This window comes from Dehalococcoidia bacterium (assembly GCA_022449765.1).
In the GTDB taxonomy this organism is placed as follows: domain Bacteria; phylum Chloroflexota; class Dehalococcoidia; order Lucifugimonadales; family Australimonadaceae; genus UBA2963.
The window spans coordinates 16710-39890 of record JAKUPZ010000010.1; the positions used below are offsets into that span (position 1 = coordinate 16710).

The 23181-nt window shown below is 42.2% G+C and carries 26 protein-coding genes and 1 riboswitch; of the genes, 9 read left to right on the forward strand and 17 right to left on the reverse strand.

Annotated elements, in window-relative coordinates; genetic code table 11:
• Positions 1-52: 52 nt before the first annotated feature.
• A complete protein-coding gene (locus MK127_05720) occupies positions 53-805 on the reverse strand; it encodes a hypothetical protein (protein MCH2532288.1) in 753 nt (250 codons plus the stop codon).
• On the opposite strand from MK127_05720, the gene recF reads away from it, so the two are divergent.
• The 3 genes from recF to MK127_05735 are packed head-to-tail and all read left to right on the forward strand — an operon-like array spanning position 804 to position 3643.
• A complete protein-coding gene (gene recF, locus MK127_05725) occupies positions 804-1949 on the forward strand; it encodes a DNA replication/repair protein RecF (protein MCH2532289.1) in 1146 nt (381 codons plus the stop codon). The genes MK127_05720 and recF overlap by 2 nt on opposite strands.
• Positions 1939-2829: an ABC transporter ATP-binding protein gene (locus MK127_05730; GenBank protein MCH2532290.1), complete on the forward strand. Its 891-nt coding sequence runs from the start codon at positions 1939-1941 to the stop codon at positions 2827-2829. Before recF ends, MK127_05730 begins: the two co-directional genes overlap by 11 nt.
• The gene (locus MK127_05735) at positions 2813-3643 is read left to right on the forward strand and encodes an ABC transporter permease (protein MCH2532291.1); all 831 of its coding nucleotides are present in this window, start codon (positions 2813-2815) and stop codon (positions 3641-3643) included. The genes MK127_05730 and MK127_05735 overlap by 17 nt, the downstream gene beginning before the upstream one ends.
• A 57-nt stretch (positions 3644-3700) precedes the next feature.
• Here the strand turns inward: MK127_05735 and gatA are convergent, their stop codons facing one another.
• Entirely contained in the window at positions 3701-5149 is a 1449-nt protein-coding gene (gene gatA, locus MK127_05740; protein MCH2532292.1) for an Asp-tRNA(Asn)/Glu-tRNA(Gln) amidotransferase subunit GatA, read from the reverse strand.
• Positions 5149-5466, reverse strand: coding sequence for an Asp-tRNA(Asn)/Glu-tRNA(Gln) amidotransferase subunit GatC (gene gatC, locus MK127_05745; GenBank protein MCH2532293.1), 318 nt, complete (start codon positions 5464-5466; stop codon positions 5149-5151). Before gatC ends, gatA begins: the two co-directional genes overlap by 1 nt.
• A 165-nt stretch (positions 5467-5631) precedes the next feature.
• Between gatC and MK127_05750 the strand changes: the two genes are divergently transcribed.
• Positions 5632-5973: a hypothetical protein gene (locus tag MK127_05750; protein MCH2532294.1), complete on the forward strand. Its 342-nt coding sequence runs from the start codon at positions 5632-5634 to the stop codon at positions 5971-5973.
• Here MK127_05750 and MK127_05755 read toward each other — a convergent pair.
• From MK127_05755 to MK127_05785, 7 genes are all read right to left on the reverse strand, one after another.
• Positions 5970-6281, reverse strand: a complete 312-nt coding sequence (locus MK127_05755) for a DUF971 domain-containing protein (GenBank protein MCH2532295.1) — start codon at positions 6279-6281, stop codon at positions 5970-5972. The two genes, MK127_05750 and MK127_05755, sit on opposite strands and share 4 nt — an antisense overlap.
• A gap of 12 nt (positions 6282-6293) precedes the next feature.
• Positions 6294-7247: an ornithine cyclodeaminase family protein gene (locus MK127_05760; GenBank protein ID MCH2532296.1), complete on the reverse strand. Its 954-nt coding sequence runs from the start codon at positions 7245-7247 to the stop codon at positions 6294-6296.
• Between the two features lie 13 nt (positions 7248-7260).
• A complete protein-coding gene (dinB, locus tag MK127_05765) occupies positions 7261-8346 on the reverse strand; it encodes a DNA polymerase IV (GenBank protein MCH2532297.1) in 1086 nt (361 codons plus the stop codon).
• Between the two features lie 93 nt (positions 8347-8439).
• The gene (locus MK127_05770) at positions 8440-8739 is read right to left on the reverse strand and encodes an HU family DNA-binding protein (protein ID MCH2532298.1); all 300 of its coding nucleotides are present in this window, start codon (positions 8737-8739) and stop codon (positions 8440-8442) included.
• Between the two features lie 38 nt (positions 8740-8777).
• Positions 8778-9077: an HU family DNA-binding protein gene (locus tag MK127_05775; GenBank protein MCH2532299.1), complete on the reverse strand. Its 300-nt coding sequence runs from the start codon at positions 9075-9077 to the stop codon at positions 8778-8780.
• A gap of 93 nt (positions 9078-9170) precedes the next feature.
• Positions 9171-9980, reverse strand: coding sequence for a bifunctional hydroxymethylpyrimidine kinase/phosphomethylpyrimidine kinase (gene thiD / locus MK127_05780; protein ID MCH2532300.1), 810 nt, complete (start codon positions 9978-9980; stop codon positions 9171-9173).
• A gap of 18 nt (positions 9981-9998) precedes the next feature.
• Entirely contained in the window at positions 9999-11498 is a 1500-nt protein-coding gene (locus MK127_05785; protein MCH2532301.1) for a Na+/proline symporter, read from the reverse strand.
• Between the two features lie 45 nt (positions 11499-11543).
• Positions 11544-11646: riboswitch (TPP riboswitch) on the reverse strand.
• A 246-nt stretch (positions 11647-11892) separates the two neighbouring features.
• On the opposite strand from MK127_05785, the gene MK127_05790 reads away from it, so the two are divergent.
• On the forward strand, positions 11893-12888 hold the full coding sequence (locus MK127_05790) for an anti-sigma factor (GenBank protein MCH2532302.1): 996 nt from the start codon (positions 11893-11895) through the stop codon (positions 12886-12888).
• 51 nt (positions 12889-12939) lie between these two features.
• Here MK127_05790 and thyX read toward each other — a convergent pair whose 3' ends face one another.
• The 4 genes from thyX to lpdA are packed head-to-tail and all read right to left on the reverse strand — an operon-like array spanning position 12940 to position 17977.
• Positions 12940-13875: an FAD-dependent thymidylate synthase gene (thyX, locus tag MK127_05795; GenBank protein ID MCH2532303.1), complete on the reverse strand. Its 936-nt coding sequence runs from the start codon at positions 13873-13875 to the stop codon at positions 12940-12942.
• Between the two features lie 10 nt (positions 13876-13885).
• On the reverse strand, positions 13886-14770 hold the full coding sequence (locus tag MK127_05800) for a 2-oxoacid:ferredoxin oxidoreductase subunit beta (GenBank protein MCH2532304.1): 885 nt from the start codon (positions 14768-14770) through the stop codon (positions 13886-13888).
• 13 nt (positions 14771-14783) lie between these two features.
• On the reverse strand, positions 14784-16565 hold the full coding sequence (locus MK127_05805) for a 2-oxoacid:acceptor oxidoreductase subunit alpha (protein MCH2532305.1): 1782 nt from the start codon (positions 16563-16565) through the stop codon (positions 14784-14786).
• A 35-nt stretch (positions 16566-16600) separates the two neighbouring features.
• On the reverse strand, positions 16601-17977 hold the full coding sequence (lpdA, locus tag MK127_05810; GenBank protein ID MCH2532306.1) for a dihydrolipoyl dehydrogenase: 1377 nt from the start codon (positions 17975-17977) through the stop codon (positions 16601-16603).
• Positions 17978-18158: 181 nt separating this feature from the next.
• Here lpdA and MK127_05815 point away from each other — a divergent pair, with 181 nt between their 5' ends.
• Both MK127_05815 and MK127_05820 read left to right on the forward strand, forming a co-directional pair.
• Positions 18159-18857, forward strand: coding sequence for a hypothetical protein (locus MK127_05815; GenBank protein ID MCH2532307.1), 699 nt, complete (start codon positions 18159-18161; stop codon positions 18855-18857).
• Between the two features lie 12 nt (positions 18858-18869).
• Complete coding sequence (locus MK127_05820) at positions 18870-19349, forward strand: HPP family protein (GenBank protein ID MCH2532308.1); 480 nt, start codon at positions 18870-18872, stop codon at positions 19347-19349.
• On the opposite strand, the gene MK127_05825 is transcribed toward MK127_05820, so the two are convergent.
• From MK127_05825 to MK127_05835, 3 genes are all read right to left on the reverse strand, one after another.
• The gene (locus MK127_05825; GenBank protein MCH2532309.1) at positions 19346-19651 is read right to left on the reverse strand and encodes an antibiotic biosynthesis monooxygenase; all 306 of its coding nucleotides are present in this window, start codon (positions 19649-19651) and stop codon (positions 19346-19348) included. The two genes, MK127_05820 and MK127_05825, sit on opposite strands and share 4 nt — an antisense overlap.
• Before the next feature lie 114 nt (positions 19652-19765).
• Entirely contained in the window at positions 19766-20587 is an 822-nt protein-coding gene (locus MK127_05830) for an SDR family oxidoreductase (protein MCH2532310.1), read from the reverse strand.
• Between the two features lie 23 nt (positions 20588-20610).
• Positions 20611-20916: a hypothetical protein gene (locus tag MK127_05835; GenBank protein ID MCH2532311.1), complete on the reverse strand. Its 306-nt coding sequence runs from the start codon at positions 20914-20916 to the stop codon at positions 20611-20613.
• A gap of 92 nt (positions 20917-21008) precedes the next feature.
• Here MK127_05835 and MK127_05840 point away from each other — a divergent pair, with 92 nt between their 5' ends.
• Entirely contained in the window at positions 21009-22901 is a 1893-nt protein-coding gene (locus MK127_05840; GenBank protein ID MCH2532312.1) for a Maf family nucleotide pyrophosphatase, read from the forward strand.
• The gene (locus MK127_05845; protein ID MCH2532313.1) at positions 22898-23179 is read left to right on the forward strand and encodes a twin-arginine translocase TatA/TatE family subunit; all 282 of its coding nucleotides are present in this window, start codon (positions 22898-22900) and stop codon (positions 23177-23179) included. The genes MK127_05840 and MK127_05845 overlap by 4 nt, the downstream gene beginning before the upstream one ends.
• The last annotated feature ends 2 nt before the right edge of the window (positions 23180-23181 follow it).

Consider the following 23181-nt stretch of genomic DNA (forward strand, 5'->3'; position numbering starts at 1 on the left):
AAATAGGGAATAGGTATATTGAATTCCATCTTCATTTCGGGGTTCTAGACTATCACGTTTTTGCAATATTGATCCCACATTTTCCGAACGCGCTTTCTAGTTCATCTGAGATTGTTGTTATTTCGCGATCTGAATTCAAAAAATCAGTGAATTCAGAAATTTCGACATATTCTAGCGTACATCTAAGTTCAGCAAAGGAAATCTCTTCTTTGATGCCTGCTCCCAATAGGCCTCTAGTTGTGAGTTTTTTTGCATCTGAGTCACTGAGGCATAGAAGTAAACCAAGAGCATTACTTAGGGCTGCAGATATGTTGGAATCTTCTAAATTAGTTTGCTCTATGGTCAGGAGGATTAGGTCGTCAGATGGGATTCTAGAAAAAATTCCAGCTAGGCATTGTTTAGTCTCATTTGAAAGGCCTCCGGCTTGAGAATCTAAAGACTGTATTACTAGGGAACTTGCCGTGTCAGTATTCAAACAACCAGTTTGCAGTACTGTAGAGTATGTTTCAGTATTGCTTAAATTTTCACCAAGTAACGTTTCGTATATTTCGCTACTTAAATTACTTCTGAGGCAATTTTTCTCCATGTCAGGGATTTGTTTTATTACATCACTCCAATTTGTAGAGGCTGTTATCACTAGTGGTTCTGGGGTCGGCGTGGGAGTAGCCTCTCTAGACATGCAACTTATCGTAATGCTCGCGTAAATCACTAGTAATAAAATTGCTAGAAGAGTAGTACTTTTCCATATTGACTTGGTCGCATGAATAGCTCTCCCAGTAGAAGTACTTTGATAGTATGGAGTCATGCTGTTACGACAATTATCATTAGCAAATTTTCGATCGTATAGTAATTTAGACCTAGAGCTTAATCCTGGATTAACCACAATTACAGGTGAGAACGGCCAGGGTAAAAGTAACTTGTTGGAGGCAATATATTTTTTAGCTATAGGTAAGTCTTATCGTGCCTCTGTAGAAAAAGATTTAATTTATTGGCATGCTGATTTTACAGATGCCTATTTAATTATAGCTGCTGACATAGAGCGAAAAGAAGGCTTTAGCAATATTCGTATAGGGTTGAAACCATATGATGGCAGTAAAATTTCTAAACAGATCAGGATTGATGGGATTCCTCGAAGAATTACCGATCTAATAGGAACATTAAATGCAGTGCTTTTTAGCCCAGAAGATATGGAGCTAGTTTTTGGGAGCCCTGCTGGGCGAAGAAAGTACTTGGATATTCTCCTTGCCCAAATTTCGCGTAATTATGTTCGGTCTCTTTCAAAATACCAGAGGATTCTTCTGCAGCGTAACGCATTACTTAAAAGAATTAAGGATAAGGCTGCACTAGAGAGCGAGTTAGATTTTTGGGACTACAGTTTGTCATCAGAAGGCGCAATTATTTTGAGGCAACGAGTGGAAGCGATGGATCAGCTCAATCGCAGCGCTAATACACTTTTCAACCAGCTTTCGGGCGAAAGCAATATTGAAATTAAATATTCCTCTACGGTTGATACGGATAATCAGCAAGAGATAGAAAGTGCGATGATTAAGAACTTGACCCTTTCGAGATCTTATGAAATTCAAAGAGGCAGTACTCTTGTAGGGCCGCACAGGGATGACATGAGATTAATTGTTAAAGGAATTGACGCTAGTAAGCATGTATCAAGGGGACAGGCCAGATTAATTGCTCTTTCACTTCGCCTTGCGGAATCTAGATTATTATCCACAATGCGCGGCGATCCTCCAATTATCTTGCTGGATGACGTTTTTTCTGAACTTGATGTGACCCGCAGATCTTTGGTTATGGATGAAATTTCCACGTATACGCAGGTAATTATTACGTCGGCAGATAGCCATTTACTGGGCGGAAAATACTTGGGAGATTCCACTAAATTACTGTTAAGGAATGGTGTATTACTTCCTGAAGGATCATCAACTCATGGCAATTGAGATTATTAATGTTGCGAAAAAATTTGGACATGTCCGTGCATTAGAAGAAGTGAATTTGATAATTAACGAAGGTGAGGTTTTTGGGTTTTTAGGGCCCAATGGTGCTGGAAAAACAACCACTATCAGAATCGCTACCGGGTTTATACGACCGGACGCAGGGTCTGTTCGCCTGCTAGGTCTAGACCCTTGGGCACAATCAGCAGAATTGAAAGGAAGAATTGGATTTTTACCAGATCGCGTTGCTTTTGATAACGGAATTAGCGGGCGTGAGTTCCTAAAATATATGTCCAATTTGCACGGACAAAAAGACGCGAGCCCCTGGCAGCAAGAACTTCTGGATCGATTAGAGCTTTCACAGGATGCTTTAGCTAGGAAAGTGAGAGGTTATTCTTCTGGGATGGCAAAAAAACTCGGACTTGTACAGGCAATGCAGCACAGACCCGAATTATTGATTATGGATGAGCCCACTGAGGCTCTGGACCCATTGGTGCGGCAGTCGTTATTTGAGATCATAAAAGAACTGAGTAACCAAGGAGTAACTATTTTCCTTTCTTCACATGTTTTACCGGATATACAGGAAGTCTGCCAAAGAGTTTCGCTTATTCGCGGAGGAGAAATTGTCGAAACAGGTTCAGTTGAATCCTTGAGACTAGGTAAATACCGAACTATGGTCGTCGATTTTAAAAAAATTCCTGATACGGAAATTATATTAGAAGGTGCGGAAATCCTCGATATGGATGGAACAAGAATGGTGATTAAGATAAGTGGGGACATTAACAACGTGATTAGATCTTTGAGTAGGCATGAGGTCGATGACATAGTTTATGAGAGATTAAGTTTGGAAGAATTATTTTTGGAATACTATGGAGACATTGATTAGCCTAATGATTAATGTTTTTTTATATACGTTTCGTAGATCGTTGGTTGGTTTGACTGCCGTTTCCGTTGGGTTATTTTTAATAAGTGTATTGATAATTTATACAATCGAGGCTTTTGGGGGAATTGCAGAATTCCAGCGGCTTTTTGAGTTAATGCCAGATTCAATTTTGGCGCTCTTCCATGCTCAAGGAGGCTTTGGCACTACACCCACGAGCTACATTGCCGGTGATTATCGACATCCGATTTACCTCATTACAGGGTTTTCATTTGGGATTGCATTTGCTAGTGGTGCAATTTCGAGGGAAATTGAACGAGGTACGATACTTATGTACCTTGCTTCACCAATAGAAAGATGGCAGTACGTTTTAGCAAAAATAGGAGTACTTGTAATAGGCACCGCAATTATTGCCTTTTCTATCTGGCTTGGATCTTTTGTTGGGGCAGAACTTTATGGCTTGCCAAAGGGCGAAATAGATAACATGCTACTTGTCTTTGCCCAAATAAATATGTGGAGTTTGATGCTTGCATTCGGGGGCATTACTTTGCTAATTTCCGCCTATAGCTCAGATGGAGGACTAACGATTGCCTGGGCTGCAGGTATTTCTATAGTGATGTACTTTGTCGACTTCCTCTCTTTGATTTGGTCAGTCGCAGAGCCTTTAGGGCCGCTTTCGTTATTTCACTATTTTGACCCAGTGGGGATTGCTAGAGATGCAGTTTTCCCCTGGTTCGAATTTTTAATCCTAATGGGCGTATCTGCATTGAGTATGTTGTTAGCCTTATATGTTTTTCAAAAGAGAGATATATCCAATTAATGTACTTTGAGGAATACTCAAAATATGAAATATGGGGGAACGCTACTATTATGAACTTTACAGTCTATTGTCCAACCAGGAAGTAGAGGATTCATAATTGTGTGCACATTGCAGTAGAGTTTCTTCACTTAATGGAGGACCGAGCAATTGAAGACCCACTGGAAGCTCTTCAACCAGTCCGCATGGTACGGAAATACCAGGAATTCCTGCTATATTGGCAGGAATGGTGCAGATATCATTAGCATGCATTGCAATGGGATCAGCAATCCCCCCAATATCAAATGCCGTATTAGGCGTTGTAGGTAAGGCTAAAATATCTACTTTATCGAATGCTTTTTCAAATTCTTGACGAATTAATGTTCTTACTTGCTGAGCCTTTTTGTAATATGCATCGTAGTAACCAGAAGATAGTGCATAAGTACCCATCATTATGCGCCGTTTGACTTCTTCCCCAAAACCGTTTTTTCTGGTCAAGTCTAAAGCTTTGTCAATAGTCTCAACGCTTGTTTCAGAAAAACCATATTTCACGCCATCGTATCTGGCCAAATTTGCAGAACACTCTGATGGGGCAAGTATGTAGTAGACGGCCAGTGCTGAAAGTGAAGTCGGTAAAGAAATTTCAGTTACTGATGCACCAAGGCTTTCTAATTGTTGGATAGCATTTCTGACTGAATGAGACACGCGCGGGTCTATGCTGCTATCGAAGAATTCTTTGACAACTCCGACTTTTAATTTCTGTATGTTGTCATCTAGTTTGGACGTGTAATCGGGAACTGCTTTATTAATGCTAGTTGAGTCTAAGGGGTCGTAACCGGCAATTGTATTTAGGACTATGGCTGAATCTTTCACGGTATTGGTGATTGGGCCAATTTGATCCAATGAAGAGGCAAAAGCTACGAGGCCAAAACGAGAAACAAGGCCGTATGTAGGTTTTAGGCCGACTACGCCACAAAAAGAGGCAGGTTGCCTGATAGATCCACCGGTGTCAGAGCCTAGTGAATAGGAAGCTAGTCCTGCAGAAACGGCAGCTGCTGGTCCACCGCTGGAGCCCCCAGGTACCTTCACGTTGTTCCAAGGATTTCTGACTGGTTTAAAGGCAGATGTTTCATTGGATGATCCCATTGCGAACTCGTCCATATTACCTTTACCTAGCAAAACTGATCCGGCATTTTCTAAGTGGTTTGCTACTGTTGCATTGTAAGGGGGGTAATAGTTAGAAAGCATTTTTGATCCACAGGTCGTCAAGATGTCGCGTGTGGAAATATTGTCTTTGAGCTGCATAGGAATACCGGTTAAGTACGAATAATTTCCGTCTGCAAACGCTTTATCAGCATCTTTAGCTTGTTCCAATGCATGTTCGAACGTTGTAGTTATATAGGAACCTAGGTTCGAATCCAAGGCGGAAATGCGCTGGATATGGGCTTCAAGTATTTCTTGAGCAGATATCTCCCGGGAATGAAGTGCCTTATGAATTTGTAAGATGGATGCATTAGGGGATATAGGCATTAGGAAGATTTATCCATTACTTGAGCAACTCTGAAAAAGAACCCATCCTTCATCGGAGCATTCTTTAGCACATCTTCTTGGCTTAAGCTTTCGCGAGGAATATCTTCACGCATAACGGAATGGACCGTAGGAACTGCATGCGCAGACGGAGTTACATTGTCGGTATTGATTTCGCGCAAGACATCTACTTCTTTGATCAAAGATGCCATGTCTTGGGCTAGCTGATTGAGCTCATCGTCTGAGAACTCTAAATGGCATAGTCGTGCAACATTTAGAACCTCTTCAATTGAAAGTTGTTTTGGTGGTTCACTAGACATTAGCTTCTCGTATTTGTAGATTACTTGATTCTAGCAGAATACTAAAAAATTTTAGCTAACTTAGTTCATTGAAAAGTAAATAACACTTATTTTTACATCTCAAATTGCTTCGCAGATTAAATTCCATTGCTTACACTGAAGAGAGATAAGAGGGTAGAGGAAATTATGAAGATCTCTCAGATCTCCGAATACAGCTTGCCTTCAGATGGAGGTTTACCTCCATTGCAGGCGATGATATATGAAGAATTAATGCGAAGGCCTGATGAGGTATTTGAATATCAGGGAGATGAATTAATTAAAACTTTTCCCCGATTGAAAAGATCAGCATTGAATTGGTCACTCTGGCTTTTGGCAAAGACTGGCCATGTAGGGAAAATGAGAGTACGAGTGAATGGCAGGCTTACAACTGTATACGGTGCACATATAGCAATCGCTGCTCTTAAAAACAAAATGGGTATTACTGAAGAAAAGAATATGACCGAAAGCCTTGATGCCTATGGCACCTAATTGGGAATGCTTACATTCAAATCCCTAAGCATTTTGTAGGGGTAAATCCCTGTTTCATGCAAATCACTGAATAATATACCTATTGCGTAACGCCCTATTTCCATAAACTCTTCGACTTGGACGTTTGTAGCTACGTCAGCAATTCCAAATTTACGAACATGTGTGACTTCATCTACGCATTGTGCACACCCGCAATTACCGCGCAAATAGCGGTGAGGTAATAGGCTTTCCTCTCCGTCTCGCCACTTTATATATAGCCCATCGGGTGTAAGTTCTATCAATGTTGGTTCATACTTTTCCTCTGCCATTTACAATCTCTCCTAAATATGAATTTCTTTACCCAGTCCTGTTTCTATAGCTTTCCTATAGACATACATCCCTGCGTAGACATCCTCAATCCCTAAGCCTTGAGACTCAAATAAGCTCGTTGAATTTATAAAGCGAGTAACGTCCACCTGATTAGATACAATATCTTTCAAATTGTACGCTTGGTTCCAATTGAATTTCCGTGTTTCGGCAGCCCAGATTAGCTCACCGCATTCAGATTTTGCGTTATCGACATCATCACATACAACGATTTTACATTTGCTGATCGTTTGGTTATCTAGCTCGCGCCTTGCCCAATGATTACTTCCTGCCGCATTAATATGGACTCCATCTAGTAGTGATTCACCTGAAAAAACAGGTTCTCGAGAATTAGTAATAGTGCAAATAATGTCTGAATTCGCTATCGCATGTTCGGGCTGATTGACTGGCTCAATTTCGATGTTTAGTTTTTTTGACATTTTGTTTGCAAAATTTTGCCGATTATCTTTGTTACGGCTGTAAACAAAGGCTTTATCTATATTGCGGACTGATTGCATTGCAGATAATTGAGTCTCTGCCTGAAACCCACTTCCAATTACTGCTACGGTTTTGCTGTTGTTTGTGGTTAAGTATTTTGTAGCGAGACCGCTTGCTGCACCTGTTCTGATTTGACCTAATGCGGTTGAATTTAAAATGGCAATGGGTTTCCCCGTGGCCGTCGAGTACAGCAACACAACCATTTGGGTTCCTTGATTGCTACCAGTCACATAAGTTTTTATTCCTGCAACCTCTTCAGTCCCAGACGAACCTGCTAATACTTGAAGGGCTCCGCTCGTCAAGGGAAGGCGGTATCTGGGCATATTTGTTGCATGGCTATGCCCCCAATCCATAAAGGCTTTTTCCATTGAGTCGATACAATCATCAATTGGTAATAGGGTTTCTATCTCGTTTTCACTTATAGCCAGCATAATTTTCCTTGAATTAATCTAATAATTGTTTAAAAGGCAGCTGCGATGGTTCGGAAGAAGTATAAAAATTACTTAATGTCAAACCCATTAGACGTAGAGTATCAAATTGATTTAACGTTTGATTAATTAAATCGCTAGCAATTATTTCAACTGTTTCCTTGTCTGGGATCGCATACCCAAGAGTTTTACTTCGTGTAATTGTTCGGAAATCAGAATACCGTAATTTGATGGATATAGTTCTTGCATTAAGCTTTTTCTTAGCACTGCTGTCCCATACCTGGCTGGTCAGTTTGCTCAAAACTGAAAATATCGGAGTTCCATCTTTGAACGTTATATCAGTGGGGAAAGTTCTTTCTGAGCTAATGGATTTAATATGCTTTATGCCACTAACTATTGAATCATCCTCCCCCATGGCGTTTTTATACAATGATCTTGCTGTAGAGCCTAATATTTGCGCGATCATTTCCGGCTTGGACCTTGCAATGTCTCCAATTTTGTAGAAACCATATGAATTCAAACGTTTTGTTGATTGAGGGCCTATTCCAGGAAGGGCAGATATGTCTAAATCTTTAAGGAATGTTGCCTCTTGGCCAACTCGCACTGCCTTGAAGCCATTGGGTTTTGCCTGCTCGCATGCTACTTTGGCGACAATTTTATTACTTGCCATTCCTACTGAGCAGGGAAGTCCAATGTCAACGTGAATTCTCGCCTTCAGCCTGTGAGTGAAATTAATAGCCTCTTCTTCAGTAAGACCTTTGCTTGTTAAGTCAATATATGCCTCGTCTATTGAAACTTGTTGAAAGGCTTCAGATTCCGTTTTCAGTATTGCCATTACTCTGTCTGAGTATTTTTTATAAAGACTAAATCGAGGGGTTATAAGTATGGCTTCAGGGCATAGCCTAAGCGCTTGGGAAACAGGCATTGCAGATTTGCACCCACGAGCCCTAGCTTCATATGATGCAGTTGCCACTACGCCTCTTTTGTCAGGGCTACCTCCTATCAGTAACGGTTTACCCCTTAAATTATCGTCCTCTAATACTTCGACAGATGCATAGAACGCATCAAGATCCACAAGTGCGATGAAACGATGTACATTCATAGTTCTATAGTATTAATTATGGGAAACTAAAAAAAGCATCGGATGACTCACAACGGGAGGTACAAACTCTCCCGTTGTGAAATTAAGGATGAATTACTTCTTCCCGCGTACGGCAGATGCAAGATCTGAGCCTGGGGTGAACCCAACACGCTTATGTGCAGGAACCGTAACCCTCTGCCCAGCTTGCCTACCTTTTATTGCCCGAACTTGACGCTCCTTAACCTGACGGGATTCGAATGCTCCAAATCCAGTTAATACGACTCTATCACCGGATGCGAGCGCTTCTCGCACGCTGTCAAGGACAGCATTTAATGCTCCGTCTCCCCAAGATCTTGGGCCTCCAAGTTTTTCTGCAACTCTTGCGGCAAGATCTCCTTTACGTAGCGTAGCCAAGACAACACCTCCAATAACCGTTTCTACCTCTTGTGGGTTTACTTATTCCCACGTACGGCAGATGCAAGATCTGAGCCCGGTTTGAACCCTACACGCTTATGTGCAGGTATAGTAATCTTCTCCCCAGCCTCTCTACCTCTTAGTACTCGAACTTGACGCTCCTTAACCTGACGGGATTCAAATGATCCAAATCCAGTTAATACGACTCTATCGCCTGATGCGAGCGCTTCTCGCAAGCTATCAAGGACAGCATTTACTGCTCCGTCTCCCATCGATCTTGTGCCTCCAAGTTTTTCTGCAACTCTTGTGGCAAGATCTCCTTTACGTAGCGTAGCCAAGACAACACCTCCAAAACTGTTTGTATTGTCCTCCCGCCGATTGGGAGTATAGCAGGATTAAACCAAGGTCAATAGTCCAGGTTAGTTTGCATCCTATTCGAACACGTGATCGTAACGGTTATAGAGGTGATTAAGCGGGCCATATCCTTGCCCAATTGGGACTGCATTTGAAATAGCTTGATAAACATATTTTTTTGCAATAGATACAGATTCATAAATAGATTTTCCAGACGCTACACCTGCTGCAATGGCTGATGAGAAAGTGCATCCTGTTCCATGTGTAGAGCTTGTTGTTACTCTTCCGGTTGAGAATGTAAAGTACTCAGAGCCGTCGAAAAGAACGTCAGTTGCGTCGTCTCCAAAATGCCCGCCTTTTACTACAACATTGCGGGCTCCGAGATTATGAATTACTTCAGCTGCACGCTGAGCATCTTCTAGGGAGTGAATTTTTATGTGTGACAATACCTCTGCTTCATGAGCGTTTGGAGTGATAATTAACGAAAGAGGTATTAATAATTTGATCAAAGCGTCCACTGCATCTTCATTCAATAAACGATCACCTCCTTTAGCTATCATTACAGGGTCTACTATTAGGTTACCCATGCGATGTTCTTGAATTTTGGAAACTACCGATTCAACAATTTGAGCACTTGAGAGCATCCCTGTTTTAACTGCCAATGGTTGGAAGTCAGACATTAGTGCATCTATTTGACTTTCAATAATACTGACGGGTAATTCGATTGAGTCATGCACGCCAACGGTATTTTGAGAAGTAATTGCAGTTATTGCCGTTACTCCATAGACACCTAGCGAAGCAAAAGTTTTAAGATCGGCTTGTACCCCCGCGCCTGCTCCAGAGTCCGAACCTGCAATGGTTAAAGCTATTGGCTGTTGATTTTGCATTTAAGAATTAACGTCCTTTTAGGAATTTTCGAGTGCTTTTATCTGATTACTTAATTCTTTAAATTGAAAGTCTTCAGTTTTAGCAAAGCGTGACCATATTGAAAAAACTAAAGTGCAGCTAGTTGAGATAATTATTGCTATGGTGAAGCTTGCCAGTAAGTTACCAGAGGCAAGGATGTGCCAAAATTCTGAAAGTGCATCCCATGTCCACCACCCTGACAGATCCGATTTAGGGAAAAACAATGCTCCAGTGGATATACCTAAAATAGAGCTTATGGCCGCATGTGTTCCTCTAATTTTACTTAACCAGAGGCCTGAAAAAGTAGGCACCATTGCCCCTGCACAAACCAAATCTGCAATTAAAAACAAATATAGGACGCTATCGAAAGCGTACCCAATGAGCGCGGCGGGGATTATCAGGACCGCAGTGACTATTCTTGCGACCTTTAGTAGATGAGTTGTGGGAAGTGACGGTTTTAATCGAGGCAAATCTGCTGTAATTATACTTGCTATACCATTTAATAAAGTGTCCATGCTACTCATAACAAGTACGACAGCTAAAGCGACTAGCAGAAAGAGTGTCCACTGAGGCAATACTTCCAAGGCTAGCGAGAATAGCGCAATCGAGCCGGGCCTATCGCTATCGACAAGGCCTGCTCCAACCGCCCATAGGCCAAAGAGACCCGCAGCAATAATCATTGGGATAATAATTATGGAAGCTGCAAGAAAACCTCTTTGTGCATCTCCTATTGATTTGGCTGCGTATATCCTTTGCCAGAAGCCTTGGTGAAATAAATTCGCAGCTAAAATTGCTATGAAAAGTGTTATTCCAAACTCTATACCCGGCTGATGGCTAAGCTTCAGTAAGGAATCATTTGAATTTCTTACTGAAGCAAAAGACTCTCCCCACCCCCCAAGCTGGGAGATAGTGGCAATTAGAATAATTCCGAGCAAAGGTATTATGAGAAGAAATTGGATTTTGTCAGTGAAAATTGAAGCGCGAAGACCTCCGTAGGTTGTATAGATCATTGTTGAAGCGCCTACGAAAATCAAAGTTATGATTAAAGGAGCATCGGTTACAAGTCGTACAGCACGAGCAATTGCTCCCATTTCTGCTGCAAGGAAAGTAAACATATAAAGCATGGTTATTGCGAGTATCAGTGCGTACATAAGACGGCCGAAACGGAACCATGTAAATTCACTTAAGGAGTGACCGTTTGGGGCCAATTTCCTTACCCTTGGTCCGACAAATATAAATGCTAATACAGGTGCAGCCTGGCCTAATGCATACCCAATAACCGCAATAAGTCCTGCCCAAGTGGCTGCTTCTGCAGGGCTAAATAAAATCCATGCGCCCATGACTGAAGCGACTATTGTGGCCATTGAAGAAAACCTGCCCATGCTTGAACGTGCGGATATATACTCCTCAATATTTTGCCGGGACTTTGAGAAAATCAGCCCCAGAGCCATCATACTCAGTGTTACTGCAACAACTAAGATGAAAATCATAAGATTCATGTATCAAGTACTCCTTCTACAAAAAAGACCACTCCAGTGAGTGGTCGGGGAACAATTTTGTTCTTCCTACACTGGAATTAACCAGATCAGGTTCTAGGGTCGCCCGAAGGGCCTCTCAGCCGGAAATCCAGCTCCCCTGACGTTAATTTGATCTATGCAATCGGTAGTATAGATCAAAAAGAATATGCGGATATAGGTAAATAAAATAGCCTTCTATAAAAAGATTAATGTTTATCTGTAATCATACCTATGGTAGTTTAATAAGTATGTACTATAATGCTGCGGCTAGTATTCTTTGAAAAGGTGCTAATACTAGTAATTTTCAGTGGTTTTGCGGATTCGATTTGAGTAATCTCAAAATTGCTAGATCCATGCCCAGAGGGAGGCGAATACAATGCGCCGAAAATTGTTTTTAAGTTTTGCCAGTGTGTTTTTGTTAACAATGCTTACTACTGTAAGTGCTTTTGCTGATCACAGTAGCGCATCCGTACTTGGCGGTTCTGCTAACTTCCGTGATGCAAGTGCACAAAGCGATAGTTTTGTAGTGAATATCACGGGTGCAACAGTTCTATCTGCTGGTTCAACGTACCAAGGATGGCTTGTAGATGAAGCAGGCACTAAATTGAGCGTTGGGGTTTATGGGCCTGGTCCTGACCTTAAAGGGACCTATGTTAGCCCTTCAAATGCTGACCTGCTGGCCGATTACAAGACGTTCCTAGTAACGATAGAACCGAAACCAGATGATTCCTCAGCTGATTCAGGTAATGTTGCGTATGGTGACTTTGTCCCATCAGCTACATCTGATGCCATTGGAACTTTGCTGGGAGAAGCTGGCCAGTTGAGGACGCAGGCGAATTCCATTCTATCGAGTGCTAATACTGCCGAAGCCTCTAGTGATCTTGCAAGTCAAACGTCTGGTGCACAGGCAGTTATTGACGCTTTAGGTGCCTTGAAAGCTACTGCCGAGAATATATCTGTTCAAGCAGGCGATATTAAGGCAAATGCCGCGGGAGATACTCTAATCTCTACTGCTGCGGATGCTGTAGTTTCCTCAGCTTCAAATGTAATAGCAATTGCTGATAAGTTGAATGCTACCTCTTCTCGTGCGGCCGCTGCGACTGCAACAGGCCTAGCGCTCGAATTGGAATTAGATAATGTAAAAGCCGCTGCTGGACAGTTAGTGAATGGTGATGATTCAGGGAATGGATCCGCCGGCCTTTACACCAATGTACAGGACATTGGCAAGATGAATTTAGTAGTGGGTACACCCCCTGCTACTGGTGATTCGATGTTAATGAATGTTATATGGGTCACTTTAGCAATCGGGATGTTGATGATGCTAAGTGGAGCAATCCTTTACAATAGAAGACCATTGCGAGCTGTGGCATAATTTTCATGAGATAAGTTAAATAAAAAGGCCTCCATTTGGAGGCCTTTTTATTTATTCTAAAGCTAAAAGATTTTTAAGCTCTCGCCACTCTCTTGGGGACATTTTTAAGTTTTCAGGGTCTATTTGCTCCCCTGCTAATAGCATTCTTACTACAGATAATCCTTCTTCGCTAAGATGGGCTCCACCTGTCCGATAATTAATGAAAGCTTTAGTTACAAGCGGGACCCATAATTGCAGGATATTTAGCATGATGCGCGCGTATTCTTGGATTTCCCACTGCGCGTGACTGTCAGCACGCAAGTTCACAAAATGCAGCAGGTTATGCAGATCTATCTTCCAGTACCACTGTGTATAGGTGCTCAGCGGTAATCCTATACGAGCAAGCTCCCGAGCAAGGCCGGTTTCTCCAGGGATTATCTCTTTCCCTTCTTGATTGCGATTTAGCATTTGAAAATAATGGTCGAATGATTGACTGGCATCGCTTTTAAGCAGGTCTAAAATTTGCTCGGCACGATTGGTACCTAAGGAACTTTCTCTACCCTGTTTATTCACTGAAGACTGTGCTGATAATTGTTCAATGGGAGGCGTGTAGAATTCGTTGTCTAAAACGGAATATCGTGCGGAGTATTCATTTACATTAGCCATTCTGTGCCGTATCCATTGTCGAGCAACGAATATAGGAAGTTTCACATGCAGTTTTATTGCGCACATTTCAAAAGGGGAAGTGTGTGCATTTCTCATCAAGTAGTTGATTAACCCCTGGTCATCGCGAGTTTGCTTAGTTCCTCGCCCATATGAAACGCGTGCTGCCTGAACTATTGCAGCATCATCACCCATGTAATCTATGACTCTAATAAATCCATTGTCTAAAACATCGAATGGTTGGTATAGGATTTCTTCTATTGCGGGAACCGTAGCTCTACGCGTTGTGTATTGAATCTTTCGTAGTGCTTCAATTTCAGCTTTTTGTTCGGGTGTTAAAGGCATCCTAGTAAATTTACATCATGCGTTGGATTATTCGCTCTGCCTGTTCTTCAGAGACTCCACCCTGCCGTTTTGAAACAGGGCCTTCTTTCAGGACTGGTTCTAGTTCATTGAGAGATTCTTTTTCGTTAATGTCAAAGAATTTCCCTATATATATTTGATCTCCCCAGACCATAGCTTTTTCACATGCGGCAACCCAATCAGTAGCATCATGGCCTTCATCTTCTAATTTTTTAATACGAGATTTAAAAAATGCGTGTGTATTGTCTAAATTGAAAGTCACACAAGGACTATATACGTTAATTAACGAAAATCCTTTGTGCTCAATACCGCCTTTTATAAGTTCAGTCAGATGTTTTATGTCGCCTGAATAGCCTTGAGCGACGTACGTTGCGCCATTCATAATGGCCGAAGTAATAGGGTTCAGGGGATATTCCACACTACCGAATGGAGTGCTTTTCGTCTTTTGCCCCGGACGACTAGTGGGAGAAATTTGCCCAGTAGTTAATCCGTATATTTGATTGTTCATGACGACATAAGTTAAGTCTACGTTTCGGCGTGCAGTATGAGTGAAATGATTACCTCCGATTCCATAACCATCCCCGTCTCCACCTGCTGCAATTACGGTCAATTCATGGTTGGCCATTTTTACACCTGTAGCAAAGGCTAAGGAGCGGCCGTGTAATGTGTGCATTCCGTAAGTGTTAATGTACCCGGGTAAATTAGAGGAACAGCCTATCCCGCTTACTGTGACTATTTCATGAGGCTGAAGCCCTAATTCCGCTGCTGCTCTTTGTAGGCTATTTAAGACCCCAAAATCGCCACAGCCTGGGCACCAGTCTGGCTCTACGTCACCTTTAAAATCTTTTGCTGTTAATTCAATAATTTTATCTGTCATAATTACCTCTGGGCTAAACAATCACTTCTTGGTCGGGTATAAAGATTTCCGTGCCATTTGTTAGTATTTCCGCAACGCCGTCAGCGATATGGTGCGGAGCAAAAGGTTCACCATCGTATTTGCGTATGTGACCGTTTGCTGTAAGGCCAGTCTCGCTCCTTAAGTACCGAGCAAATTGACCCGAGTAGTTATTTTCTACAATTATGAAATTCTTACCGGATAAGGAGCTCATAATTTCGTCCGCATGAAATGGAACAATCCATTTAATTGCTAATTGATTGGCAATTGTACCTTTTTCTGCGAGCTGATCGATAGCTTCCCTAATCACTCCTTCGGTTGATCCCCAACCTACTAATGTTACTTCTGCATTAGCATCTCCGTCTATTTCTGGAGGATCCATCAAGGAACTTGCATTGGCAAATTTCCTTGCGCGCTTCTCAACAGAAGCCCTTCTTTTATGCGGGTTAGTAAACTCATCAGATAAAAGCCCCGAATTCTCTTCATGCTCATCAGTGGCTACAGTATGAACATGCCCTTTAACACCAGGAACAGCCCGTGGTGAAACCCCTGTATCGGTTTCCTTGTACCGTAGGTACCTACCTTCATCGGAGGTCGGTTCTGTAATCAACTGCCCGCGATCAATCACAGGTTGGAAATTGATATGTTTTGGGTCTACGCTGAATCGTCCTTCTGAAATAAGTAGATCTGAAAGAACAATAGCAGGGCATTGAAGTTTGTCGGTCAGATTAAACACTTCAGGAATAGTATTAAATGCATCTAAAGCATCCTTGGGAGCAACTATAAAACGCTCAAAATCGCCTTGGCTTGCTCCAAGAGCTTGCCATAGATCGCCCTGTTCAGTTTTAGTGGGAACACCGGTAGATGGTCCGGCACGCTGTACGTTCACGTAAACGCAAGGTATTTCCATCATTGCAGCCGCACCCACGGCTTCAGTCATTAATGCAAAACCGCCACCAGAGGTTGCACACATGGACCGTACACCAGTATGTGCTGCTCCAATAACCATGTTGGCGACTCCAATTTCATCCTCAACTTGCCTAACCATAATTCCTAGATTTCGGGCATTTTGTGCATACCAGTGTAGGACTCCAGTAGATGGACTCATTGGATAAGCTGCATAAAATTTTACACCTGCAGCAGCCCCTCCCATTGCGATTGCATCATTACCCGACCACATTGCTTGTGGCTCACCTCCTTGGGGAAGGGGTGCGGTGTAAGGTTCAAAATTTTCCTGAGCGTGAGTATACCCGGCCAACGCTACACGAATATTGTCGTTGACAACATCCTCGCCCTTACGCGCGAATTGCTGGGTGATACTTGTTTCGAGTACAGAAAAATCTAGTCCAAGTAGGTGCATCATGGCCCCAAGAGCAACAGTGTTTTGGTTTAGCCCTGCTCTTGTAGACCCTGTAAGTTCATTTACTGGAATTGGGCAGAGCTGGACTCCTGCAGCAGCTTCACCTGGAGTTATCTGGTCACTGTTATATAACGCCGCAGCTCCTGGTCCTAAAAGGCGCAGATGTCGATTCATAGTATCTTGATTGAGAGCAAGCAGCATATCGAGTTTATCTCCGTGGCTATATATCTCTTTATCTGCAACTCTGATTGTCAAAAAGATATGACCACCACGAATGATTGATTGGAATGCATTATATGTTTGGACATTAAGCCCCCGACGAACCATAATTCGAGCTAGTGTGTCACCTGGAGTAGCGATACCTTGCCCAGCCTCTCCACCTATTGCTAATGCGAAATCAAAATTGTTCTCGCTCATAAATTCCCTCCCCTTGTGGTCTAACCACATCCTATCTAAATATGAAGCGCGCTCTCATATGTAGCAAGCGCTGCCTCTTTTATCACTTCTGATGCACTAGGATGGGCTTTTACAAGCCCTCCTAACTCTTGAGTCGTCCCATCTAAAGCACGGGTAAGACTTAGCTCTCCAAGTAATTCTGTTACCTCATGTCCTATCAAATGAGCACCGAGTAACTCTCCGGTGTTTGCTTCTCCAACAATTTTAACAAACCCTTCACGCTCATCGGCGGTCAGTGATTTCCCGTTTGCCAAGAAAGGGAACTTCCCTACTTTAACTGAATAACCTTTATCGGTGGCTTCTTTTTCTGTTAACCCTATGCTAGCAATTTGAGGGTTACAGTAAACTGCTCTTGGCATGGCATTATAGTCTAACGGCTGTGGTGCCAATCCCGCGATATGTTCTGCTGCAAAGACTCCTTCAGCTTGAGCCACATGTGCTAAAGGGATCCTCCCATTTATATCACCGATTGCATATACATTCTTCCCATTTACAAGCAAATTTTCATCTACTGAGACAAACCCATCCGTAATATGGGCCTGAGCATTTTCTATTCCAATATTCTCAATATTGGGTGTGATTCCAGTCGCAACTAGAACTCTATCAACCCAAAATTCTTTCTTAGTCCCTTGACTATCAAGGGTGATTCTACCTTTATTTTCCAAACAGACCAATTCAGAGACGCTGGTGCTGGTATGCATTTCAATTCCTAATTTGCGAAATGACCTTGATAAAGCTTTTGAAATCTCCTCATCTTCTTTTGGTAAAATTTGCGACATCGATTCAATTAATGTCACTTTTGATCCGTAGCTCTGGTACAGGTAGGCAAACTCTACGCCTATTGCACCAGCACCTATTATCGCGACACGATCAGGAACTATGTCACTGAGGATTGCTTCAAGTGAGGTCATTACAATCTGACCATCAATAAGAACCCCTTCAGGAACCTTTGGCCTTGCCCCGGTAGCGACGATCACATTTCGAGTCGTATATTGTTCGCCAGAAACAGTCACTTGGTTTGGATTATCAATATAAGCAGCACCTTGACGGAATTCTACAGCATTTTTAATAAGAAGCTGCTCGACTCCTTTTGTGAGCCTTCCGACCACTTCCCGACTCCTTTGAAAACCCTTAGCGTAATCTGCTCTTATATTCCCAACGGTAATTCCAAAATCCCCTGCTCTTTTTACGAGATTCAAAATTTCAGCGTTACGAAGAAGTGTTTTTGAAGGAATGCAGCCCCAATTCAGGCAGACGCCACCTATGGTTTCTTTTTCGACGCATAGAGTTTTCAGGCCTAATTGAGACGCACGTATTGAAGCTACGTAGCCTCCTGGTCCTGCCCCAATTACAATGACATCATAGTCTGACATTCTTTAACTCAACTGGTTGCAGTAGATTTTGCATAATTTTATTTACCCAGAATGAATAATGTAGCACGAGCGAAGTATATATGAGTCTGCCTATGCGAGGAATAAAAGACAATCGGTGACTGACCAATTTAAAGAAGGCAGATAGGAGATTATCAGTAAACATTACAGTTATAATGACTTAATGGATGAGCAGGATAAGCGATTAATTGACGCAATAGAACATACTTGGGTCGTAAGGCCACCTAAGCAAGCTTTGGCAACGTTTGGAATAACATCGGTAAAGTATTATCTGGTAACCACGCCCGTGTATGAAGAATTGCATATTGAATCAGGCTCTGAAGAAGCGGTGGTACGAGAGGGAGTAGTAAGAGCTGAGCGACCTCAAGTAGTGACGCCTAATTATTTGCTGAATCATGAAGGATTTGGTGAAAATGCTGGGAAATTTTTACAGCATCTGATTGATGAATTTGGCCCTGATCAACCTGGTTTAATGTACAGGTATAAGAATGATGGTGGAGGGACTTCCGTAGTTTCAGGTTCGGAAGAGGAAGTTACAAAAAAGATTATTGAAAAATTGGATAAAGAGAATAAACCTTTGGAAGCAGTGATCAGGGGTTTAGATGATCTCTGGGATGTTTCACTAATGAAATTTATATATGAATTAACTGCACAATCTGCACGAGCGAATGCTGACGAAATGAAATCTCATGGCTTACTTAGAATGGAAGGATCAGTTCCTAAGGGTGCCCGACGTCGGATTGAATGGATGATTGAGGAAGCAAAAAAAGGGAATTTGGAACCATCCGAGGTTCATAAAGAGCTTGAACGGTGGGGTGTTTTTGACGAATACCAGGATAGGTTTTTGAAGCTATTTCGCTGAGAAGGAAATTAATTGATAGATATAGCAAAAATGCGTCTGTATATGACTCAAATTGGCTTAGCTACTCTAACATTGGCTTTAACAATTTGGGCGGCTGACTTGATCACCGGTTCAATCACATCTAGAGCCGTGGTGGTAGGTGCGATTGCATCCACGGCGTTTATATTATTTATATCGCCTCATAGTAATACTGCTAGGCACAGGCATGTAATAGGCGGTCATTTGGTATCTATTGCTATCGCTCTTCCATTTGCATTGTTCGCAAACTCTGTTTCTGGAGTTGCTTTTAGCTTTTACATTGCTATAGCAGTTGGCTTGTCCATGTTAGCTATGGCTGCAATTAATACTGAGCATCCACCAGCTGCTGGCACAGCGTTTGCGATTGTTGCACACGGGGTGAGCTTCTCACTTGTTTTTTTTGTGTTAATAGCTATTGGTTCACTCGTTGCGGTTCACTCAATTTTCAGAAGATGGATGAAAGATTTGTACTAGCGGTACCGTCTATCACCAATGCCAGAAGGTACGAAGTACTTTGTAGGTTTTAATAGCTGGGTTTCTGCAACTTCCCAGTCAGGCGGGGAATCACTGACAAATTCAGAGAAACAGGAGCCTGTACCTGCAAATTCCATTATTCGATGTATAGCTTTTTTATGAGGCTCCGAGTTTACAAATGCAAGCATTGCATCTCGGTCTTCCCACACCGTATAGGTATAAAATTGCTTATTCCACCATTTACCTCTTATCCCCCCAGCGTAGTAACCCGGCTGCAATCGGGCGAACTTGTAAATCTTCATGTTTAATCCCATGAAAGCGAGCGTTTGGGTAAAACGTTTCAAACTAAAAAAAGTGACAACGTGTATTCGCGGTTTAGGTTCGTAAAGTTCGACAGATTGTACCAATTGATTCCTCTAAGTTATGTGGACTCCACCGTTAACTTCTAGCAACGCACCAGTAGTGTAGGTAGATAAATCAGAACAGAAAAATACTATTGGCCCTACGGCTTCTTCAATAGAACCTGCTCTATGCAATGGGATTTCTTCTAGTGCTTTCTGCCGGGCGGTTTCAGGAATTCCTTGAACTGCTCCGTCTACATATTCGTTTTGTGATTCTATGGGTCGTGTCATACGGGTATCTATAAGGCCGAAGGCAAGTGAATTTGCTAGCACATTGAACATTGCACCTTCTATGGCAACTGTACGCGTCAATCCGGCAATCCCTGCTTTTGCTGCGGAATAATTAGCCTGCCCTAGATTTCCAAACCCGGAAAGAGAAGAGATAGTGACGATCCTTCTTGCTGGTACAGTGGTTCCGTTTTCTTTTTCTTCTCGCGCCTTTTCACGCATGATTTTGAAAGAATCACGTACAACTTTGAAAGTCCCGCCTAGATGGACATTTATTATCGTTTCAAATTGTTCATTAGTCATTCGATGGATCATGCCGTCCCACAAGAAGCCCGCGGCAGGGACTACTATATGAATATCCCCAAAAGTATCTAATGCTTTTTGCGCTAATTTTTCCCCTATATCGTCTGCAGTTACTGATTCTGCAATGCCAACTACTTCTCCTCCATCTTTTTGGATGCGTTTTATGGTTTCGTCTAATGGTTCTTGGTCTCGATCATTAATTACTAATTTTGCTCCTTCTTGAGCAAGCCGTAATGCGACTCCCTGACCTATACCTCGTCCCGCACCTGTGACGATCGCAACTTTACCTTTTATTCCATCAAGCATTTTTTTCTCCATTAAACGTGCTGTTACGTGATATGGAATCCCAATCGTTGTTCAGTTTTATGCGCAATATCTGAAAGTTGATTTTCTGAAAGCCCGTCAACTTTTATAGATACCACATGATCAAGATTGTATATAACGACAGGATTTTCGAGTATGAACCCTCTAGGCGTAGAGGGATTGAACGCATCATCTATTCTACTGGTCGTTCTTGCTATTAAGTCAGCAACACCTTCAGGTGTGTTCGGGGCAGGGTATGCGTGCTGAATAATTTGCCCAGTACTTGTGGTAACAGAGATAACTAATATAGCAGTATTCGATGAATTAGACATGAACTCCCTCTCAATTCTAATGTCAGGTACTATGATAAAGCTAACCCCTATTCAATGCGCAAACAAATTATGGTCATTGGTAGTATTTAATTATGAATTCTCAAGACGATGTAAAAGAATTACCAATATTAAAATTGTATATAGATGGTTTTGGACGCCAGGGTGAGGCTATAGCCAATTTCGAAGGGAAAACGATCTTCGTTTTTGGAGGTATCCCCGGTGAGACTGTTTTGGCACAGGTTATAGCGGAACGCAGGAGCTATACAGCCGCGGAAGTAGTTGAAGTGCTGGTGCCTTCAGATAAGCGGGTTTCTGCACCTTGCAAATTCTTTGGCCGATGTACTGGATGTCAATGGCAGCATATTAGTTACGACACTCAATTAGAGATAAAGCGTGACATTCTGATTGATGCACTCTTCCGGATTGGTGGAATAGAGCCGTTAGTCTTACCAACACTTGGGAGCGCTCAACAATTAGGCTATAGGAATCATGCTCGCTTCACTGTTAGCAAGGAAGGTGGGCGATTAGGTTATGTGCATAAAGAGCGCAGAAAGCATGTGGAGATTGAAAATTGCTTACTGATGGCGCCATGGATCAATGAAGCTATTGAATTGCTTCAAGGGAAAGTAAGTGAAACAACTCAGCTATCTCTTCGGTACGGGATGAATACGGGTAGTTATCTGCTTCAGCCAACTTTTCAAAATCCTGATATTTCGCTCAAATCTGGTCAAAAATATTACGAAGAAATTCTTTTAAGCAAGAGGTTTCAAGTTTCTTCCCCTTCGTTCTTCCAAGTAAACTCTCTCCAGGCAGAACATATCGCACGTTTAGTTATAGATGAATTAGAACTTGATGGTACTCAAACCATTGTAGACGCCTATGCAGGAGTGTCTACATTTGCTGTGCTAATTGCAGACCAAGCTAAGAAAGTAATCGCGGTTGAAGAGTCTGCTTCTGCTTTGATTGATGCCACTGTTAATACTAAGGATATTAGTAATGTGGAGATATTTCAGGCAAAAACGGAAGAATTGCTTTCGAGTATTGCCGGCAATGAAATCGATGCAGTAATTTTGGATCCACCACGTTCTGGTTGTATGCAAGGTACATTGGATGCGTTACTGGACTTTCCTCCTCCAAAGATTGTGTATATTTCGTGCGAGCCTGAAACTTTGGCTAGGGATTTATCTATTCTTACAGCCGGCCCTTTTAAAATAAAAAACGTACAACCGATCGATATGTTTCCCCAGACCCACCATGTTGAATCAATCACGACCCTAATCAGGGACAATGACAGGTTAAATCTGATCAATGCAAGGCAATCACTCACATTAGCTTCAGGTTCTCCTCGGCGAATAGAGATTCTCCAAGGGCTAGGGTTAGAATTTGATGTTAAAACCTCTACAGTTGAAGAACCTTCGGTTCCGGATGGGACAAACCCAATAGAACTTGCAAAGAATAGAGCGTATGAAAAGGCTATATCGGTCGGATCAGATACATTTGAAGGAACAGTTTTGGGTGCAGATACGGTTGTGGAAATTGACGGGAGAATTTTAGGCAAGCCCAGCGATTCTGAGCAGGCACGGGAAATGCTCAATTTATTACGAGATAAAGAGCATAGGGTTATTACGGCAGTTTGTGCTTATGATGTTAGTGTTGGCGAGTTTTTGATTAGCCATAAAACATCAATAGTGCATATGAGGAAATACTCAGACGAAGATATCGAGACTTATATTGCATCAGGTGATCCTATGGACAAGGCTGGTGCATATGCAATTCAAAATCACTATTTTGCGCCTGTCGAAAAAATCAACGGATGCTATTTGAATATTGTCGGTTTACCTGTGTGTACAACTCTGAACCTATTGCAAAGGTTTGGTATTAGAATAAAAAACGATTTACAGTCTTCTTTGTTAGGTCTGACAAGGTGCCCAGAATGTAAAAAAGCAGTGGGACTGCAACAGCCTTCGGGCAGGAAGAGGCGATGAATATTTTTGGCATAGGTAATTTAGAATTACTTTGGGTCTTGATTATTGCACTTGTTTTACTTGGGCCAGCCCGAATGATAGACGCCGCGCGCTCTGCAGGTAAGTATTGGCGTGAGGCTCAGCATCTATTGAAAGCGACAGCAGATTCTGCCACTATCGATTTAGATAGGCCAATAGCTTCTCCAAAAACTAAATTAGAACCTATACCTCCACCTGAAGATTCTTTTTCAAGAAACGACGACGTTGGTGGTGATGCTTCGGAAAAAAGAGAAGTTTAGCT

Bases quoted from the DNA above. Each gene is read 5' to 3' on its own strand.
- MK127_05760 (MCH2532296.1), bottom strand. From the start codon at position 7,247: ATGCTGGCTATAAGTGAAAACGAGATAGAAACCCTATTACCAATTGAT.
- MK127_05840 (MCH2532312.1), top strand. From the start codon at position 21,009: ATGAATTCTCAAGACGATGTAAAAGAATTACCAATATTAAAATTGTAT.
- MK127_05830 (MCH2532310.1), bottom strand. From the start codon at position 20,587: ATGCTTGATGGAATAAAAGGTAAAGTTGCGATCGTCACAGGTGCGGGA.
- MK127_05825 (MCH2532309.1), bottom strand. From the start codon at position 19,651: ATGAAGATTTACAAGTTCGCCCGATTGCAGCCGGGTTACTACGCTGGG.
- gatA (MCH2532292.1), bottom strand. From the start codon at position 5,149: ATGCCTATATCCCCTAATGCATCCATCTTACAAATTCATAAGGCACTT.
- MK127_05790 (MCH2532302.1), top strand. From the start codon at position 11,893: ATGCGCCGAAAATTGTTTTTAAGTTTTGCCAGTGTGTTTTTGTTAACA.
- MK127_05815 (MCH2532307.1), top strand. From the start codon at position 18,159: ATGGATGAGCAGGATAAGCGATTAATTGACGCAATAGAACATACTTGG.
- MK127_05735 (MCH2532291.1), top strand. From the start codon at position 2,813: ATGGAGACATTGATTAGCCTAATGATTAATGTTTTTTTATATACGTTT.
- MK127_05720 (MCH2532288.1), bottom strand. From the start codon at position 805: ATGACTCCATACTATCAAAGTACTTCTACTGGGAGAGCTATTCATGCG.
- MK127_05845 (MCH2532313.1), top strand. From the start codon at position 22,898: ATGAATATTTTTGGCATAGGTAATTTAGAATTACTTTGGGTCTTGATT.
- MK127_05785 (MCH2532301.1), bottom strand. From the start codon at position 11,498: ATGAATCTTATGATTTTCATCTTAGTTGTTGCAGTAACACTGAGTATG.
- MK127_05800 (MCH2532304.1), bottom strand. From the start codon at position 14,770: ATGACAGATAAAATTATTGAATTAACAGCAAAAGATTTTAAAGGTGAC.
- MK127_05755 (MCH2532295.1), bottom strand. From the start codon at position 6,281: ATGGCAGAGGAAAAGTATGAACCAACATTGATAGAACTTACACCCGAT.
- gatC (MCH2532293.1), bottom strand. From the start codon at position 5,466: ATGTCTAGTGAACCACCAAAACAACTTTCAATTGAAGAGGTTCTAAAT.
- thiD (MCH2532300.1), bottom strand. From the start codon at position 9,980: ATGCAAAATCAACAGCCAATAGCTTTAACCATTGCAGGTTCGGACTCT.
- MK127_05805 (MCH2532305.1), bottom strand. From the start codon at position 16,565: ATGAGCGAGAACAATTTTGATTTCGCATTAGCAATAGGTGGAGAGGCT.
- MK127_05835 (MCH2532311.1), bottom strand. From the start codon at position 20,916: ATGTCTAATTCATCGAATACTGCTATATTAGTTATCTCTGTTACCACA.
- dinB (MCH2532297.1), bottom strand. From the start codon at position 8,346: ATGAATGTACATCGTTTCATCGCACTTGTGGATCTTGATGCGTTCTAT.
- MK127_05730 (MCH2532290.1), top strand. From the start codon at position 1,939: ATGGCAATTGAGATTATTAATGTTGCGAAAAAATTTGGACATGTCCGT.
- MK127_05750 (MCH2532294.1), top strand. From the start codon at position 5,632: ATGAAGATCTCTCAGATCTCCGAATACAGCTTGCCTTCAGATGGAGGT.
- lpdA (MCH2532306.1), bottom strand. From the start codon at position 17,977: ATGTCAGACTATGATGTCATTGTAATTGGGGCAGGACCAGGAGGCTAC.
- thyX (MCH2532303.1), bottom strand. From the start codon at position 13,875: ATGCCTTTAACACCCGAACAAAAAGCTGAAATTGAAGCACTACGAAAG.
- recF (MCH2532289.1), top strand. From the start codon at position 804: ATGCTGTTACGACAATTATCATTAGCAAATTTTCGATCGTATAGTAAT.